Raw genomic sequence first — 15,647 nt, 5'->3', positions numbered from 1 at the left:
CCTGCTGACGCTGAACAGCTTCACCGGCGGCAACAGCTGGACCCTTAAGGGCACCGACGCCAGCCTCGGGGACGCCACCGTCCAGGGGCAGGTCGACATGGGCCTGAGCGGCGACCTGTTGAAACTGACCCAGCTCAGCGGCCAGCAGGGCTGGACGCTGAAGGCGGTGAACGCCAACGTCACGGATGCCGACCTGGTCGCCGACGTGCAGCACACCCTGAGCGGCGACCTGCAGCTGGGTTCGCTGACCACCGACGATGGCGATGCCACCTTCATCCTGGGCAGCGCCACTCGGATCGACGCGTTGGACATCACCGGCGATCTCGACCTGGACGTCACCGGGCCGATGAGCCTCTCCCTGGCTGACGTCAGTGGCAATGCCGATCTGACCCACCGCGGTGTCGCCGGCACCCTGCTGCAATACGGCACGCTGAATGTCGACGGGACACTCGCTGTCAGCGGTGCGGGCGACTGGATCGGTACCACCGCCCACGTCGGCGGCGATGTCACCTACGATGTCGGCAGCGCCGAACTTGGCCTGCTCGACAGCGCCACCGGCGTGCTGTCGCTGAAGGCGGCCGGCCTGTTCGCCGCGGATACGCTGACCAGCGCGCAGCGCTGGGTACGCCTGGACGCCGGCAGTGCCGTTCTCGGCGACGTGACGGCCTTCGATACCCTGACGGTGCAAACCGTTGGTGACCTGGGCATCCTCAGCGGCCGTGCCGGCGGCGATCTGAGTCTGACGACAGTCGCTGGCTCGCTCGGCACCATTCGTTTCGGCCTGCTGGCCGATCCGAACGACCCGAACGTGCTGGTGCCGGCGCACCTGTATTCCGACCAGAACCTGTTGGTGAAAACCGACGGCGATGTGTTCGGTGGCAATGCCGAGGCGAAGCAGCTGGTCACGCTGATCGGCCGCAACCTGTTCTTCGGCCGCGCCCAGAGCCTGGACGAAGACGTGTTCCTGCAGAGCACCGGCCTGCTCGACGACCAGCAGGGCAACATCACCGGCCTGTTGGTCGACGCCAAGCGCGACGTGTCGATCATAGCCAACGGCGACCTCAACATGCCGACCGTGAAGTTCGGCGGCACCTACTCGCTGAAGGCCGGGCGCGACCTCACCGTGGGCGTGGGCCGCGACCTCAACGTCAGCGGTTACGCCGAAGCAGGCCGGGACCTGAAGTTCATCATCGCCGGCAAGGTCGACCTCAAGGGGGTGCGTGCCGGTCGCCATGCCAGTATCGAATCGGGTCAGTACATCAATATCGACGAAAGCGTGACCGCCGGCGGCAATATCACCTTGATTGCAGCCAACGGCGACGTCACGGTCGGCGACGGTATCGTCTCCACTGGCTTGCCGTACGAAGGCCAGATGCTGCACGGCGACGTCGTGGTCAGCGCCTCGGGCAATGTGGTCACGCCGGTAATCAGCGCAGCCAACGGCAAGATCGAAGTCCAGGGCCAGAACCTGCTGATAGACGATCTGCAGGCCAGCGAGCAGGTCGACCTGCTGGCGCGCGGCCTGATCAAGGTCGCCGGCACCAGCACGAGCCTGGGCTACCAGCACTGGGATGCGGCGCAGACCATAGACTTCGGCAACCTGCTCGCTGGCGGCGAAGCGCATCTGTCGGCCGGGGGCGATATCGTCGGCGAGCGCATGGAGGCCAGCGAGATCCAAGTCGACGGCCACAGCCTGCGCTTTACCAACCTGACCTCGGGCAGCGACACCGATCTGCAGGCGCGCGGCCTGATCAAAGTCACCGGCACCAGCACGAGCCAGGGCTACCAGCACTGGGATGCGGCACAGACCATCGACTTCGGCAACCTGCTCGCCGGCGGCGATGGGCGTCTGTCGGCTGGTGGGGACATCACCGGCGAGCGCATGGAGGCCAGCGATATCGAGGTCGACGGCCACAGCCTGCGCTTCACCAACCTGAGCTCGGGCAGCGACATCGATCTGCTGGCGCGGGGCCTGGTCAATATCGCTGGCACCAGCCAGAGCCTGGGCTCGCAGCACTGGCACGTGGACGAAAGCGTTTTCTTCAACCGCCTGCTGGCCAACGGCCAGGCGCTGCTCGACAGCCTGATGACCACTCGGGGCAACGTGCTGCGCGCCGACCAGGGCGCGACCGTGAATGCCGGCTGGCGCAATCAGGTAGCGGGCAACGCCGACGTGCTGCTCGGCCAGGTCACTGCACCGACCCTCAGCCTGTGGGCCGGCAACCTGATCCGCGTGGCTGATGCCAACCTTGGGCAGTCCGTTGACCTTCACGGCCAGGACATCGAACTCTACGGCCGTCACACCGGTTCGGGTCAGCTGAACATGTGGGTGGAAGGTAGCGGCGAGGCGTTGGCCCGTCGGTTCACCACGCACCTGAGCGCGGCAGACATCCTTTCTCCACGCCTGTACACCATCGACAGCGTCATCCGCACCGATGGCAGCCGCATCGATCTTCAGGACGCCATGGGCGTCGACCATCTGTCGCTGTACACCGCAGAAGCCACAGTCATTGCCGATAACCTGACGCCTGCCTATCGCGCCGATGCCGATGTACAACTGTACGAGCTGGACAAGGCGTTCCAGCTCAAGCAGGACGCGCTGACCAGCACCACCAGCGCCTATGTGCTGCATCGCAAGCCCACTCACCAGGTGCTGGTGCAGAACTTCAGCGAAGAGCATGCGGTGCAGCCGACGGGTGTGCTGGTACAGGGCGTGAGTGCGGCGCGTTACGTCGAGCAGATGGTCGGCGTGGTGACCGCTCAAACCGCCCAGCAGGCCGCTCAGGCGGCGCAGGCAGCCGCCGCTGCGGCCGTTGCCGCCGCACAGCAAGCGGCCAGCCGCAGCCAGCCGCCGATCAATCAGGGCCCGGTGGACAACCGAGTCAACAGCCAAATGCCTGCCTCGTACGGGGCAACCGGAGCAACGCAGTGGGAGCTTTGAACGTATCGCGATGGCCAGGTCTTGCCGTTGTCGGCCGTTGCGGACTGAATGCGCTGGGGCTCGCTCTGCTGCTGGCCGGTGAAGCGCAGGCCCAGGTGCCGCCGGCCGGCGTGCCGGGGCAGATCGACCCCGGTTTGCAACGCGAGCAGCTGGAGCGCAACCAGCGCCAGCAAGCCATCGAGGAGCGCGCCAGGCGGGTCGTGGTGCCGGCGCTCAAGGGCGAGGCGCCGGATGCGCAGCAGTTGCCCGAGCAGGGCGAGCGCTTCGAGCTCAGCGGCATCGGTTTCAATGCCTCGGTATTCCTGGAGAAGCAAACGCTCGAAGCACTGGCGCGGCCGTACATCGGTCGCCCGATCACCTTCGCTGACCTGAATGCGCTGCTGCGTGAAGTGAACACCCTGTACGAACAGCAGGGCCAGCTCACCGCCCGGGCGCTGATCCCGCCACAGACACTGAGCGATGGCCGCCTGAGGATCGTGCTGGTGGAGGCGAAAGTCGACCAAGTGATCTGGCAGGGGCAGCCGCCGAAGGTCGACCAGGCGTTCTACGAGGCGCGCATGCCGGTACAATCCGGCGAGACGCTGGACAGCCTGGCGCTGATGAATTCGATCGAGCGCTTCAATGCCACCACGCCGGGACCCCAGGTCACCGCCAGCCTGGCGCCGGGCCAGAGTTTCGGCACCACACGCGTCGAGCTCGAGGCGTTCGAGCCCGGCACCTTTCAGTGGTCGGCCTTCGTCAACAACTATGGCAACGAAGGCACCGGTCGCGAGCAGTACGGCGGAACGGCTACCTGGTTCTCGCCGACTGGCGTGGCGGATGCGTTCAGCGCCATAGTCGTTGCCACCTCCGGTTCGCAGTACGGCAGCCTGCGCTACAGCCGTCCGGTCAACCGCTACAACGGCATCGCCTATGTCGAGGCCGGGGCCAACACGCTGGAAATTCAGACCGGGCCGTTCGCCGCGTTGAACATCGAGGGCGAGTCGCAGACCTACGGCCTGGGTTACGACCAGCCCTGGTGGATCGATCGCCAGTGGTTGCTGCTCGGCGGCCTTGGCTGGAATCACCAGGAATCCGAGACCACCATCGAAGGGCTCGCGCTCAGCGAAACCAGCGTCGACGAGATCGTGCTCAAGGGCCAGCTCGAATACCGTGCGGCACCGTGGTATGCGCGCTATGAACAGCGCATCCGGCAGGCCAACACCGACAACCAGGTCACTGGCGAAAGCGGCAGCTACCAGTTGCTCAACGGCACGGCCTACCTGAGCCGCTCGTTGGCGGAGCAGCGGTTTGAAGTCGTGGGCCGCCTCGGTTGGCAGTACGCCAGCGATACCGAAACGCTGCCGTCCACCTTGCTCTATCAGTTCGGCGGCATCAGCAGCGTGCGTGGCTACGATCCGGGCGTGATCGCCGCGCCGCAGGGCGTGACGCTGAATCTTGAGGCCTACTGGAATTACAGCGAGCGGTGGCAGCCGTTCGTGTTCTTCGACTACGGTCGCGCCATGGAGCTGGGCACGGCGGATGTCGATCTCGACAGCATCGGCGTCGGGCTCAACTTCAACTGGGGCAAGCACCTGAGCGTCAGCGTGGTTGCCGCCAATACTCTCACCGACGTGGTGCCCGACCAGGATAGCGGACAAGTCCTGGCGCAGATTACCCTTCGCTAATCGCTTCACGGAGATCTTCATGACCACCATGCTGCTGTATAAAGAAATCAAGGCGTTGAACCGCGATGAGCACAAGGGCCTCAAGCTGAAAGCCGCGCCGAATTGCGATTTTGCGGCCAACACCCATCTGGTGCCGATCGCCGGGCTGGAATTCTTCCAGGCCGCGCGTCACTACCCGATCGTCTTCATCGGTGAAGGTGCTCAGGCCATGCCCATCGCCTTGCTCGGCCTCAAAGACGGCCACAACGGCTACATCGACGAGCAGCACGCTTGGCAGCCCAATACCTACATTCCCGCGTTCGTCCGCCGTTACCCGTTCGTGCTGGCACAGGACGATGCCAACAACTTTACCGTCTGCTTCGATGCCGCCTATCACGGTTGGAACGAAGAAGAAGGTCGTGAACTGTTCGATGCCGAAGGCAAGAACACTGAATTCCTCGATGAGATGATTCAGTTCCTGCAGAACTTCACCGCCGAGATGGAGCGCACCCGCCTGTTCGTCGCCAAACTCAACGAACTGGAGCTGCTTTCAGCGCGCACGCTCAAGCTGAACCACACCAGCGGCGAAAGCTTCGTGCTCAGCGATTTCCAGGCAGTGGACGAAGAGAAGTTCATGGCACTGGGCGAGGAGCAGATTCTGGAACTGCACAAGTCCGGTGTGCTCGGGTGGGTCTACGCGCATCTGATGTCGCTGGGCAACACCAACCAGCTGTTCGACCACTACCTGGCGCGCAAGGCGCAGGATGGCGCCGACGCCTAAGTGGACCCGCGCCGGCTCAGCCCTTGCCCTTGGTTCGCGTCAGATGCGGGCCGGCGTTTTTTTCCAGGTACTGGATGATCAAACCGGCGACGTCCTTGCCGGTGGTTTCCTCGATACCGGCCAGGCCCGGCGAGGAGTTCACCTCCATCACCAGCGGGCCGTGGTTGGAGCGCAGGATGTCGACGCCGGCTACGCTCAGGCCCATAACCTTGGCGGCACGGATCGCGGTCATGCGTTCTTCCGGGGTGATCTTGATCAGGCTGGCGGTGCCGCCGCGGTGCAGGTTGGAGCGGAATTCGCCGGGCTTGGCCTGACGCTTCATGGCGGCGATCACCTTGTCGCCGACGACGAAGCAGCGGATGTCCGCGCCGCCGGCTTCCTTGATGTATTCCTGAACCATGATGTCCTGCTTCAGGCCCATGAAAGCTTCGATCACTGATTCGGCCGCGGTGGCGGTTTCGCACATGACCACGCCGATGCCCTGGGTGCCCTCGAGCACTTTGATCACCAGCGGCGCACCGTTGACCATCTGGATCAGATCGGCAATATCGTCCGGCGAGTGGGCGAAGCCGGTTACCGGCAGACCGATGCCGCGACGCGACAACAGCTGGAGCGAGCGCAGCTTGTCCCGTGAACGGGCAATCGCAACCGACTCGTTGAGCGGGAACACGCCCTGCATTTCGAACTGGCGCAGCACTGCGCAGCCATAAAAAGTGACCGAGGCGCCGATTCGCGGGATCACCGCATCGAAGCCTTCGAGAGGACGGCCGCGGTAGTGAATCTGCGGCTTGTGGCTGGCGATGTTCATGTAGGCGCGCAGGGTGTCGATCACCACCACTTCATGGCCACGTTGCTGACCGGCCTCCACCAGGCGGCGGGTCGAGTACAAACGTGGATTGCGCGACAGCACGGCGATTTTCATTGGGCACCGGGAGATGTAAGGGTTTGGGGTTTTTCCTGCACGTAGGTGCGTGCAGGGTCGACCAGCCATTTGCCATCCATCAGGGCTTTTGACCCCAGCAGTAGGCGATAGCGCATGGTCTTGCGACAGGTAAGGGTGAATTCCACTGGCCACAGGTGGCTGCCCAGCGCCAGCAGCGTACGCACCACGTAGCGGGTCTGTACGTGGCCATTCGAACTCTTGATGATCTTGCGCGCCACCAGCGGCGCTTCGCAGCGATGCCGGCTCTGCACGAGCGTGCCCAGATGCGCGGTAAAACGAACCCAGCGCTTGCCGCCGCGCTCGAATTCGCTGATCTCGGTGGCGTGCAGTGCGGAGGTGCTGGCACCGGTATCGATCTTTGCGCGCAGACCAACCACGCCGAGTTCGGGCAGGGCGATCCATTCGCGCAAACCGATGACTATTTGGGGGTCGGGACTATTCAAAAAACGTATCCAGTAGATTTCCGCGCATTCTAGACGGGGTACATGACAACCGCATCTACCTGTACGACCCTATGACAACGAGACGTTACGCAGAGTTGAACGATGAGCGAAAAAGATGACGGCAAAGTCCGCCTGGACAAGTGGTTGTGGGCCGCACGCTTCTATAAGACTCGCGCCCTGGCGAAGGCCGCCATCGAGGGTGGCAAGGTGCATTGTCGCGGCGAGCGCTGCAAACCGAGCAAGGAACCGAAGGTTGGCGAGGAGTTGGTCGTTCGCGCCGGCTTCGATGAGCGCACCGTGGTCGTCCGTGCCCTTTCTGCGGTGCGAAAGGGCGCTCCAGAAGCGCAACTGTTATATGAGGAAACCGCTGACAGTCTGGCCCGGCGCGAAAACGCCGCCGCCATGCGCAAGGCCGGGACTCTCGGAGTGGAAACCGATGGCAGACCGAGCAAGAAACAGCGCCGCGCCTTGCAGCGCTTTCGCTCGGACGCCGAATGATGCCACCGGTTGGATGGTCGCCACTTTCGCCCTAGAATGCGGTCCCTTCTCTCAGGCGCCCATGCAGATTCCGAGATTCGATGAATCGCGGTATCCCAGCCAACGGCCCCGGCCTTCCACCTGCTCTGGTCATGCCCATGCTCGATTCCGATTACACCCAGCGTTTCCTTTTCGATAACACCGACGTGCGGGGCGAGTGGGTCGGGCTCGAGCGCAGCTATGCCGAAGTGCTGGCCAAACACGCCTACCCGGAGCCGGTCGCCCAGCTGCTCGGCGAACTGCTCGCCGCAGCGGCGCTGCTGGTCGGTACGCTGAAGTTCGACGGGCTGATGGTGTTGCAGGCGCGTTCAGCTGGCGCGGTGCCTCTGTTGATGGTGGAGTGCTCGAGCGACCGCGAAGTGCGCGGCATCGCCCGCTATCACGAAGAGCAACTGACCCCCGGTGCGACACTGGCCGAGCTGATGCCCGAAGGCGTGCTGGCGATGACCATCGATCCAGCCAAGGGCCAGCGTTATCAGGGCATCGTTGCGCTGGATGGCGCGACCTTGGCGGAAAGCCTGTCGAGCTATTTCGCCTCGTCCGAGCAATTACCGACGCGCTTCTGGCTTGCCGCCGATGGCCGCCGTGCCTGCGGCATGCTGCTGCAGCAGCTGCCGGCCGATCGCATCCGTGACGGTGAAGAACGGGAAGCCAGCTGGCAGCACTTGCGCACCCTTGCCGATACGCTGTCGACCGAAGAACTGCTCGGTCTCGATACCCAGACCGTGCTGCACCGGCTCTATCACGAAGAGCAGGTGCGGCTGTTCGAGCCACGGCCGATCGTCTTCCGCTGCAGCTGCTCGCGCGAACGCTCGGCCAATGCAGTGATCAGCCTCGGTCAGCACGATGCCGAGCAGCTGCTCAACGAACAGGGCGGCGCAATCTCCATCGACTGCCAGTTCTGCAATCACAGCTACCGCTTCGATGCTGCCGATATTGCCCAGCTGTTCGCTGGTGCAGGCACCCAGGGTCCCTCCGGCACCCGGCATTAAAGGGCTCGGGCCGATAGGAACCTTTTCGCCATCATAGGCTCATACCCAGCGCCGCGCCTTTTCTGTCATAATCGCGTGCACTTTTTTTCGATGTAGTCCGCTGCTCGGTGGGCTACAACAGCATGGAGGATTCGGCCCAAGGCCGACGGAAACTCATGACGCAAGCTATTAACGCCGTGTACGTTGATATCAGCACCGCTCGATTGATCGAAGAAGCCATCAAGCGCGGTGAGGGTGAATTGGCCGCCAATGGCGCGCTCGTTGTCAGAACCGGTCATCGGACCGGTCGTTCGCCAGCCGATCGCTATATCGTCGAAGAGCCGAGCACCAAGGATTCCATCGCCTGGGGCCCGATCAACCGTCCGTTCCCTGCCGACAAGTTCGATGCCCTGTGGGATCGCGTCGAGGCCTTCAACAAGGCCCAGGAACACTTCGTTTCCCACGTCCATGTAGGCTCGTCCGAGGGCCACTACCTGGCGGTCAAGATGACCACCGCGACAGCCTGGCAAAACCTCTTCGGTCGCCAGCTATTCATCAACCCGGCGCAGTACAACCCGGCCGGCAAGGAAGAATGGCAGGTTCTCAACGTCGCCAACTTCGAATGCTCCCCTGAGCGTGATGGCACCAACTCCGATGGTTGCGTGATCATCAATTTCGCTGCCAAGAAGGTCCTCATCGCCGGTATGCGCTACGCCGGTGAAATGAAGAAGGCCATGTTCTCGGTACAAAACTATCTGCTGCCCGAAGCCGACGTGCTGCCGATGCACTGCGCTGCCAACATCGGCGAAGCAGGTGATGTCACCCTGTTCTTCGGCCTGTCCGGCACCGGTAAGACGACCCTGTCCGCCGACGAATCGCGTTACCTGATCGGCGACGACGAACACGGCTGGGGTACCGGCGTGGTGTTCAACATCGAGGGCGGCTGCTACGCCAAGTGCATCGACCTGTCCGAGAAGAACGAGCCGGTGATCTGGAAAGCCATCCAGTTCGGCACCGTGCTGGAAAACGTCGTGCTCGATGATGAGCGCATCGCTGACTACACCGATGACAGCCTGACGCAGAACAGCCGCGCCGCCTACCCGCTGGAGTACGTCGAGAAGCGTTCCGAGAAGAACCTCGGCGGCGAGCCGAACGCGGTGATTTTCCTGACCTGCGACCTGACCGGCGTGCTGCCGCCCGTGTCCATCCTTAACGATGAACAGGCGGCCTACCACTTCCTCTCCGGCTACACCGCACTGGTCGGTTCCACCGAGATGGGTTCGGGCAGCGGCATCAAGTCGACCTTCTCCACCTGCTTCGGCGCGCCGTTTTTCCCGCGTCCGGCCGGTGTTTACGCCGAGCTGCTGATCAAGCGCATTCAGGCGTTCGGTTCAAAGGTCTATCTGGTTAATACCGGCTGGACCGGCGGCGGCTATGGCGTTGGCAAGCGTTTCAACATTCCGACTACGCGGGCAGTGATCGCGGCGATCCAGAGCGGCGCGCTGATCGGTGCTGAAACCCAGCACCTGCCGATCATCAACCTGGACGTGCCGACGGCCGTCCCGGGTGTCGACACTCAGCTGCTCAACCCACGCAATACATGGGCTGACCAGAATGCCTACGACGAAGCGGCCAAAGAACTGGCGAATAAGTTCATCGAGAACTTCAAGAAGTTCGATGTCTCCGACGCCATCAAGGCCGCAGGCCCGCAGCTTTAAGCCGTAAGCCGTTGCGTCAGAACTAGCCGCCCCCGGGCGGCTTTTTCGTGGCTGCTCACCAGAAGATGTGTGTTAGCCGTTCGTAGTCCGTAGGGTGGGCCGGGCGGCGCTCCGCTTCAGCCCACCGCCTGCGACATCGGTGGGCTAAAGCCCACCCTACGGCGTATACAGAACTATGCGTCTCAAGCCCACCTGTACCGTCCAAAGAATCGACGACGGCGATAGATATCATCAGCAAAGACGCATGGATTCGATCATTCCGTCGACATAGCATGGCAGCCACACTTTTCAACCCGTGGAGCCGTTCATGCATATCGAAGAAGCCATCCAGACCCGTCGCGCCATTAAAGCCTACGACACCAACTTCCAGCTCAGCCGGGAAGAAAAGGACGAATTGCTGCAGCTGACTCTCCTCGCCCCGTCAGCCTTCAACCTGCAGCATGTGCGTTTCGTCGAGGTCAGCGATCCGGCATTGCGCGCACAGATTCGTGAGGTGGGCTGGAACCAGGCGCAGATGACCGACGCCTCGATGCTGGTAGTGGTTTGCGCGCAGGTGGATAGCTGGGAAAAGAACGTCCGCCGCGTCTGGGAAGGCACACCGCCCGAGGTGCAGGACTACATGGCCGGCGCCATCGACAACTACTACCGCGACAAGCCGCAGGTTCAGCGTGACGAAGCCATGCGCAGCTGCGGCCTGATGGCGCAGACGCTGATGCTTGCCGCACGCGGCAAGGGGCTGGATTCCTGCCCCATGGACGGCTTCGATTTCGACGCGGTAGGCAAGCTGATCAACCTGCCGGACAACCATGTGATTGCCATGATGGTCGCGGTGGGCAAGCGGGCCGCCGAACCCAAGCCGCGTGTCGGTAAGCTGCCGTTCGATGAAGTGATCATCCGCGATCGGTTCTAAGCATGCAGCAAGGGGCGCTCGGTATGGCGCCCCTTCGTTTTCAATCGACCTTTCAGTTGACCAGAGCCCTGCAGCCCAGCAAGTCCGTCGGAGCGCCGGCTATCGAGACGGTCGATATCAGTTCTGGTTCTTGCAGGCATCGGACAAGGTCCGATACGAAAGCTTGCGTACCTCGCCGGCGGAATCGCGATAAGTCATGACCGCGTCGGTAACCTCGCAATAGGGTGTGGGTTCGATCTTGATCGACATCACAGACGCGATGTCGGTCTTGGTACCGTAGGTGTAGGTCTCGGGTTCGGCGCTGTTGGCATGGACGAGCGAGGCGGCGGATAGCAGAAGGGCAGTGGTAGCAAGGGTAACGCGCATGGTGGGGCATCCTGTGTTCTGATTCGTATGGCGTCCTGTTCACGAGCCGCATCACCTGATCCAGCTTCGCTTATGGTTTTTCTCAGGGCCCGGCGATCGTAAAAGTAGTGAGCTTGCTAACGATAATTGCGGTTTCCAATGACCGTGATTGAGCGAAATATTGGCCGCCTCGCTTGCTGCAGACCTGCAAGTGCTCTTGCATCGCCTTGGCCGAATTTTCCGAGCGATTATCGACGGCTGACCGCGCCCTGGCCGCCCGTTTGCTTTACCGTCTCCCTCCTTTTGCTACCCTCCGACTCCCCAGTCAAAGGAGTGACTCAGCATGATCGAACAGACCCTCGCCCAGACGTTTGGCTACGACGGTTTCCGCCCTGGTCAGGAACAGGCCATTCGCGCCGTGGTGGCCGGTCGCTCGGCTGCAGCGATCTTTCCGACCGGCTCCGGCAAGTCCCTGTGTTATCAACTGCCGGCGCTGTTGCTGCCGCACCTGACGCTGGTTGTATCGCCCTTGTTGGCGCTGATGCAGGATCAACTGGCATTTCTGCATCGGCATGGCATCGCCGCCGGCAGCATCGATTCGGCACAGAGCCGCGAACAGGCCAGCGAAACCATGAGCCGAGCCAAGTCCGGCGAGCTGAAAATTCTGATGATCTCGGTGGAGCGTCTGAAGAACGAGCGCTTTCGCCACTTCATCAGTCAGGTGCCGATCTCGCTGTTGGTGGTGGACGAGGCGCACTGCATCTCCGAGTGGGGCCACAACTTCCGCCCGGACTACCTCAAGCTTCCCGATTATCAACGCCAGTTCAATATTCCTCAGGTACTGCTGCTGACCGCCACGGCTACGCCGCCGGTGATCGCCGACATGCAGGCCAAATTCGCCATTGCCACGGGCGATGTGGTGACTACCGGCTTCTATCGTCCCAACCTCAATTTGCTGGTCGAGCCGGTCGGCGGATTCAACAAGCAGCGCCGACTGGTGGAGTGGCTTGCAGACAAGGCCGGCCAACCGACCATCGTCTACGTTACTCAACAGAAAACCGCCGAGCAGGTCGCCGGACACCTGGCGCAGCGAGGCTTTCCTGCCAGCGCCTACCACGCCGGCATGGGTCACGAGCTGCGCGAATCGATCCAGCGCCGCTTCATGGACGGCGAGCTGAACTGCATCGTCGCCACCATCGCGTTCGGCATGGGCATCGACAAGTCGGACATCCGCAATGTGGTGCATTACGACTTGCCCAAGTCGGTGGAGAACTACAGCCAGGAAATCGGCCGTGCCGGGCGCGACGGCCAGCCGTCCGATTGCCTGGTGCTGGCCAATCGCGACAGCCTTAGCGTGCTGCAGAACTACGTCTACGGCGACACGCCGGAGCGCGAGGGCATTCGCTGCGTGCTGGACGAGCTGTTGCAAGTGGCTGCTCCTGATCAAAAGGGCAGTGGGCAATGGGAGCTGATGCTCAATCAGCTATCCGATCAGAGCAACATCCGCCAGCTGCCGCTGAAGACGCTGTTGGTGCAGCTGGAACTCAAAAGCATCATCGCCCCGCGCTTCGCCTATTTCGCCGAATATCGCTTCAAGTACCTTCTCGAACCCGAGGCGCTGGTGGCGAAATTTGACGGCGAGCGTCGGCAATTTGTCGAGGCCATCATGCACACCTCGGCGCGGGCGCGGACCTGGTGCACCCTGGATTTCGATGCGCTCTATCAGCAGCACGGCGCCGACCGCGCGCGGGTGGTCAAGGCGCTGGAGTACTTCCAGGAAAAGGGCTGGATCGAGCTGGAAAGCAAGCAGATGACCGAGGTCTACGTACTGCTCGATTCGAGCTTCGATAGCGAAGCCTTGAGTACCGAGCTGCACACCTACTTCAAGCAGCACGAGCAGAGCGAAATCATCCGCATCGACAACATGCTGGCATTGTTCGAGTCCCCTGACTGCCTGAGCCAGCGTCTGGCCACCTATTTCGGTGATCGCCAAGCACCGCAGCAGTGTGGGCACTGTTCGGTCTGTCACGGCCAAATCGCGCAGCTACCGGAACCGCCAGCGCTGGCGCCGCTTGCGGGTATCGATGTCAGCGCCCGTTGCGTCGAATTCAGCCAGCGCTACCAGCAGCTGAAAGGCTCTGCGCCCAGCGCCGAATGCCTGACGCGTTTTCTCTGCGGCATCAGCGCGCCGGTATTCACCAAGCTCAAGGCGCGCGGCATTCCAGGGTTCGCGTCGCTGGAAGCCTATCCGTACGCAGCTGTGCGTGAGCGAGTGAGGCGGCCATAGCGCGAGCGGGTCCGTTTGCATAACGGCGACCAATGACCTCATGCGCAAGGGCAGAGCTGCCGATAGCAGGACAATCCGTCTATGGGGCGCCGCCATGTCTCGCTTTTTCACCAATCTGGGCTTTCGCTGGAAAATTACCTTGCCGGTCGGCTTCCTGGCCCTGCTACTCGTGTTGATGGGTTGGTCCGGCATGCGCGGCATCGACCAGACAGCAGAGTCGAGCAGTCTGCTGACCAAGCGTTATTTACCGGCCATCAGCCTGTTGCTGAACGCCGACCGCGACTTGTACCAGGCGTTTGTCGCCGAGCGCAGCATGCTCGACAGCGATGCCGAAGAGCATGTTCAAGCGCTGCGGGAGAGCCATGCGGAAAACCTCCAGCAAGCCCGTGACCGCGTGCAGCAATACGCTGCGATGCAGCCGGGAGCCGAAGCCTTGGCGCTGGTCGAACAGTTCAATCGTGGCTTCGAACAGTGGTCGGCGATCTCACAACGGGTCATTGAGCAGATCGCCGTCGACCCGCAGGCGGCCAGCGCGCTGAGTTTCGGTGACAGCGAAGCGCGTTTCGATGCCATGCGTGATGCTATCGACAAGCTCGGCGAACTCGAAGACCAGGCCTCACAGCGTGAGGGCGAGGCGGCAATTGCCGAGGGCGCGACCGCTGAGTCGCTGCAGGCTGGCCTTCTGCTGTTCGGCCTGCTCGGTTGTGTGCTGCTGGTGCTTGTATTGCCGCTGGTGGTGCTAAGGCCGATGCGCCGGCTGCTCGATCGCGTCCAGCAGATCGCCGAAGGCGATGGCGACCTGCGAGCCCGGCTGGATGTGCGCTCGAACGACGAGCTTGGCCGGCTCGGCAATGCATTCAATCGATTCCTCGACAAGCTGCAGCCGCTGATCGCCGAAGTAGGGCGGGTAACCGAAGAGGTCGATGCTGCCGCACGCGGCATGGCCGGAATGGCCGCCATCAACGATCGGCTGATCATCAGCGAACATGCGGCGGTCGATCAGGTCAGCACGGCGGCCACCGAAATGAGCGCCGCCGTACATGAAGTCGCGCTCAATGCGCAGAACGCTTCGAACGCTGCGCGCGATGCCGAAAACCAGTCACGCCAGGGTGCAGCGGTGGTTAGCGGCACTATCCAGTCGATCCGCCAGCTCGCTCAAGAGGTGGAAAGTACCTCGCAGACCATCGAGGCGCTGGCCGAAGAAACCGCCAGCATCGGCGCCGTGCTCGAGGTGATTCGCGGTATCGCTGAACAGACCAACCTGCTTGCGCTCAACGCTGCCATCGAGGCTGCTCGGGCTGGTGATCAGGGTCGCGGCTTCGCCGTGGTGGCCGATGAAGTACGGGCACTGGCGGCACGCACCCAGGATTCGACCAAGGATATTCAGGTACGCATCGAGCGTTTGCAGGGCGGTGTCGCCAAGGCTGTGCAGGCGATGCATGCCGGCAGCGGCAAGGCTCGCGACAGTGTCGAGCGCGCCGCGGGTGTCGATCAGGTGCTGGCCGAAACGTCGCAGTCGGTTCAGCGCATCAATGACATGGCGGCGCAGATCGCCACGGCCTGTGAGCAGCAGAGCAGCGTCACCGAGGAGATCGCGCGCAACATCACCGACATCCGTGACCTGTCCAACGACGCGGCGGCGAACTCGGCCAAAAGCATGCAGGCCAGCCAGCAGCTTTCCACGCTATCCCAGAGCCTGGCGGAGCTGGTCGGGCGGTTTCGCGTCTGAGTTGGTGCTACAAGAAAGCAGGCGTTGAAGCGCTCGGCTAAAGCGTGGCGCTCGATTCGGCATCCAGCTCGCTGCGCAGCAGCTTGCCCAGGCCGGTATCGTCGGGCAGCAGCAATAGGCTGAGAACGAATACCAACAGCAGACCCAGCGCATAGGCAAGGTTGATCAGCCGGTGTCGCCGCGCCTTGAATTGCCGAGCTGACTGCTCAGATCTATCAGACGAGGCGGTCGAGGGTTGGCCGGTCGGCTTGGTCGGGTGACTGGACATGGGTGTCTCGATTGTTGCGAACCTGCGCAGGCACCAACGGGTGCTGCGCAAGGATCAACGGCCATCAGGCGCGGCGAAGTAGAACCGAATTGGAGGCATATTGCCATTATCGGAGAAATCGATCCTCT

13 protein-coding genes are annotated in these 15,647 nt (G+C 62.5%); 9 read left to right on the top strand and 4 right to left on the bottom strand.

What is annotated here, in order from left to right; genetic code table 11:
* The 3 genes from NAV33_RS20970 to NAV33_RS20960 all read left to right on the top strand — a co-directional run.
* A partial coding sequence (locus NAV33_RS20970) for a hypothetical protein (protein WP_255983694.1) occupies window positions 1-2,941 on the top strand: 2,941 nt, incomplete at its 5' end.
* Window positions 2,929-4,608, top strand: a complete 1,680-nt coding sequence (locus NAV33_RS20965) for a ShlB/FhaC/HecB family hemolysin secretion/activation protein (RefSeq protein ID WP_255983693.1) — start codon at window positions 2,929-2,931, stop codon at window positions 4,606-4,608. The genes NAV33_RS20970 and NAV33_RS20965, both read left to right, overlap by 13 nt.
* A 19-nt stretch (window positions 4,609-4,627) precedes the next feature.
* A complete protein-coding gene (locus NAV33_RS20960) occupies window positions 4,628-5,368 on the top strand; it encodes a SapC family protein (protein ID WP_255983692.1) in 741 nt (246 codons plus the stop codon).
* 16 nt (window positions 5,369-5,384) lie between these two features.
* On the opposite strand, the gene rimK is transcribed toward NAV33_RS20960, so the two are convergent.
* Together rimK and NAV33_RS20950 are read right to left on the bottom strand one after the other, a co-directional pair.
* The gene (gene rimK, locus NAV33_RS20955) at window positions 5,385-6,290 is read right to left on the bottom strand and encodes a 30S ribosomal protein S6--L-glutamate ligase (protein ID WP_019340871.1); all 906 of its coding nucleotides are present in this window, start codon (window positions 6,288-6,290) and stop codon (window positions 5,385-5,387) included.
* Entirely contained in the window at window positions 6,287-6,754 is a 468-nt protein-coding gene (locus tag NAV33_RS20950; protein WP_255983691.1) for an ATP-dependent zinc protease, read from the bottom strand. Before NAV33_RS20950 ends, rimK begins: the two co-directional genes overlap by 4 nt.
* A 102-nt stretch (window positions 6,755-6,856) precedes the next feature.
* On the opposite strand from NAV33_RS20950, the gene NAV33_RS20945 reads away from it, so the two are divergent.
* The 4 genes from NAV33_RS20945 to NAV33_RS20930 all read left to right on the top strand — a co-directional run bounded on the left by NAV33_RS20945 (window position 6,857) and on the right by NAV33_RS20930 (window position 10,890).
* Complete coding sequence (locus NAV33_RS20945; protein ID WP_255983689.1) at window positions 6,857-7,252, top strand: RNA-binding S4 domain-containing protein; 396 nt, start codon at window positions 6,857-6,859, stop codon at window positions 7,250-7,252.
* A gap of 137 nt (window positions 7,253-7,389) precedes the next feature.
* Complete coding sequence (gene hslO, locus NAV33_RS20940; RefSeq protein ID WP_255983695.1) at window positions 7,390-8,283, top strand: Hsp33 family molecular chaperone HslO; 894 nt, start codon at window positions 7,390-7,392, stop codon at window positions 8,281-8,283.
* Between the two features lie 155 nt (window positions 8,284-8,438).
* Window positions 8,439-9,980, top strand: coding sequence for a phosphoenolpyruvate carboxykinase (locus NAV33_RS20935; RefSeq protein WP_255983688.1), 1,542 nt, complete (start codon window positions 8,439-8,441; stop codon window positions 9,978-9,980).
* A 307-nt stretch (window positions 9,981-10,287) separates the two neighbouring features.
* Window positions 10,288-10,890: a nitroreductase family protein gene (locus tag NAV33_RS20930; protein ID WP_255983687.1), complete on the top strand. Its 603-nt coding sequence runs from the start codon at window positions 10,288-10,290 to the stop codon at window positions 10,888-10,890.
* Window positions 10,891-11,007: 117 nt separating this feature from the next.
* Here NAV33_RS20930 and NAV33_RS20925 read toward each other — a convergent pair whose 3' ends face one another.
* Complete coding sequence (locus NAV33_RS20925; RefSeq protein WP_255983686.1) at window positions 11,008-11,256, bottom strand: DUF2790 domain-containing protein; 249 nt, start codon at window positions 11,254-11,256, stop codon at window positions 11,008-11,010.
* Window positions 11,257-11,578: 322 nt separating this feature from the next.
* On the opposite strand from NAV33_RS20925, the gene NAV33_RS20920 reads away from it, so the two are divergent.
* Window positions 11,579-13,522 (top strand): RecQ family ATP-dependent DNA helicase, encoded by a 1,944-nt coding sequence (locus NAV33_RS20920; protein WP_255983685.1) that lies wholly within the window; start codon window positions 11,579-11,581, stop codon window positions 13,520-13,522.
* Between the two features lie 94 nt (window positions 13,523-13,616).
* Window positions 13,617-15,251 carry a methyl-accepting chemotaxis protein gene (locus NAV33_RS20915; RefSeq protein WP_255983684.1) on the top strand — a complete coding sequence of 545 codons (1,635 nt, stop codon included), beginning with the start codon at window positions 13,617-13,619 and terminating at the stop codon, window positions 15,249-15,251.
* 37 nt (window positions 15,252-15,288) lie between these two features.
* Here NAV33_RS20915 and NAV33_RS20910 read toward each other — a convergent pair whose 3' ends face one another.
* A complete protein-coding gene (locus NAV33_RS20910) occupies window positions 15,289-15,519 on the bottom strand; it encodes a hypothetical protein (protein ID WP_255983683.1) in 231 nt (76 codons plus the stop codon).
* Between the last annotated feature and the right edge of the window lie 128 nt (window positions 15,520-15,647).

This window comes from Stutzerimonas stutzeri, from assembly GCF_024448715.1.
GTDB lineage: Bacteria > Pseudomonadota > Gammaproteobacteria > Pseudomonadales > Pseudomonadaceae > Stutzerimonas > Stutzerimonas stutzeri_AR.
Note: the sequence above shows the minus strand (reverse complement) of the source record. Positions and strands in the feature narration are given on the sequence as shown.

What these genes read in the sequence shown, in the direction of transcription:
- NAV33_RS20960 (WP_255983692.1), top strand. Translation starts at nt 4,628, where the DNA reads ATGACCACCATGCTGCTGTATAAAGAAATCAAGGCGTTGAACCGCGAT.
- rimK (WP_019340871.1), bottom strand. Translation starts at nt 6,290, where the DNA reads ATGAAAATCGCCGTGCTGTCGCGCAATCCACGTTTGTACTCGACCCGC.
- NAV33_RS20945 (WP_255983689.1), top strand. Translation starts at nt 6,857, where the DNA reads ATGAGCGAAAAAGATGACGGCAAAGTCCGCCTGGACAAGTGGTTGTGG.
- hslO (WP_255983695.1), top strand. Translation starts at nt 7,390, where the DNA reads ATGCTCGATTCCGATTACACCCAGCGTTTCCTTTTCGATAACACCGAC.
- NAV33_RS20935 (WP_255983688.1), top strand. Translation starts at nt 8,439, where the DNA reads ATGACGCAAGCTATTAACGCCGTGTACGTTGATATCAGCACCGCTCGA.
- NAV33_RS20930 (WP_255983687.1), top strand. Translation starts at nt 10,288, where the DNA reads ATGCATATCGAAGAAGCCATCCAGACCCGTCGCGCCATTAAAGCCTAC.
- NAV33_RS20925 (WP_255983686.1), bottom strand. Translation starts at nt 11,256, where the DNA reads ATGCGCGTTACCCTTGCTACCACTGCCCTTCTGCTATCCGCCGCCTCG.
- NAV33_RS20920 (WP_255983685.1), top strand. Translation starts at nt 11,579, where the DNA reads ATGATCGAACAGACCCTCGCCCAGACGTTTGGCTACGACGGTTTCCGC.
- NAV33_RS20915 (WP_255983684.1), top strand. Translation starts at nt 13,617, where the DNA reads ATGTCTCGCTTTTTCACCAATCTGGGCTTTCGCTGGAAAATTACCTTG.
- NAV33_RS20910 (WP_255983683.1), bottom strand. Translation starts at nt 15,519, where the DNA reads ATGTCCAGTCACCCGACCAAGCCGACCGGCCAACCCTCGACCGCCTCG.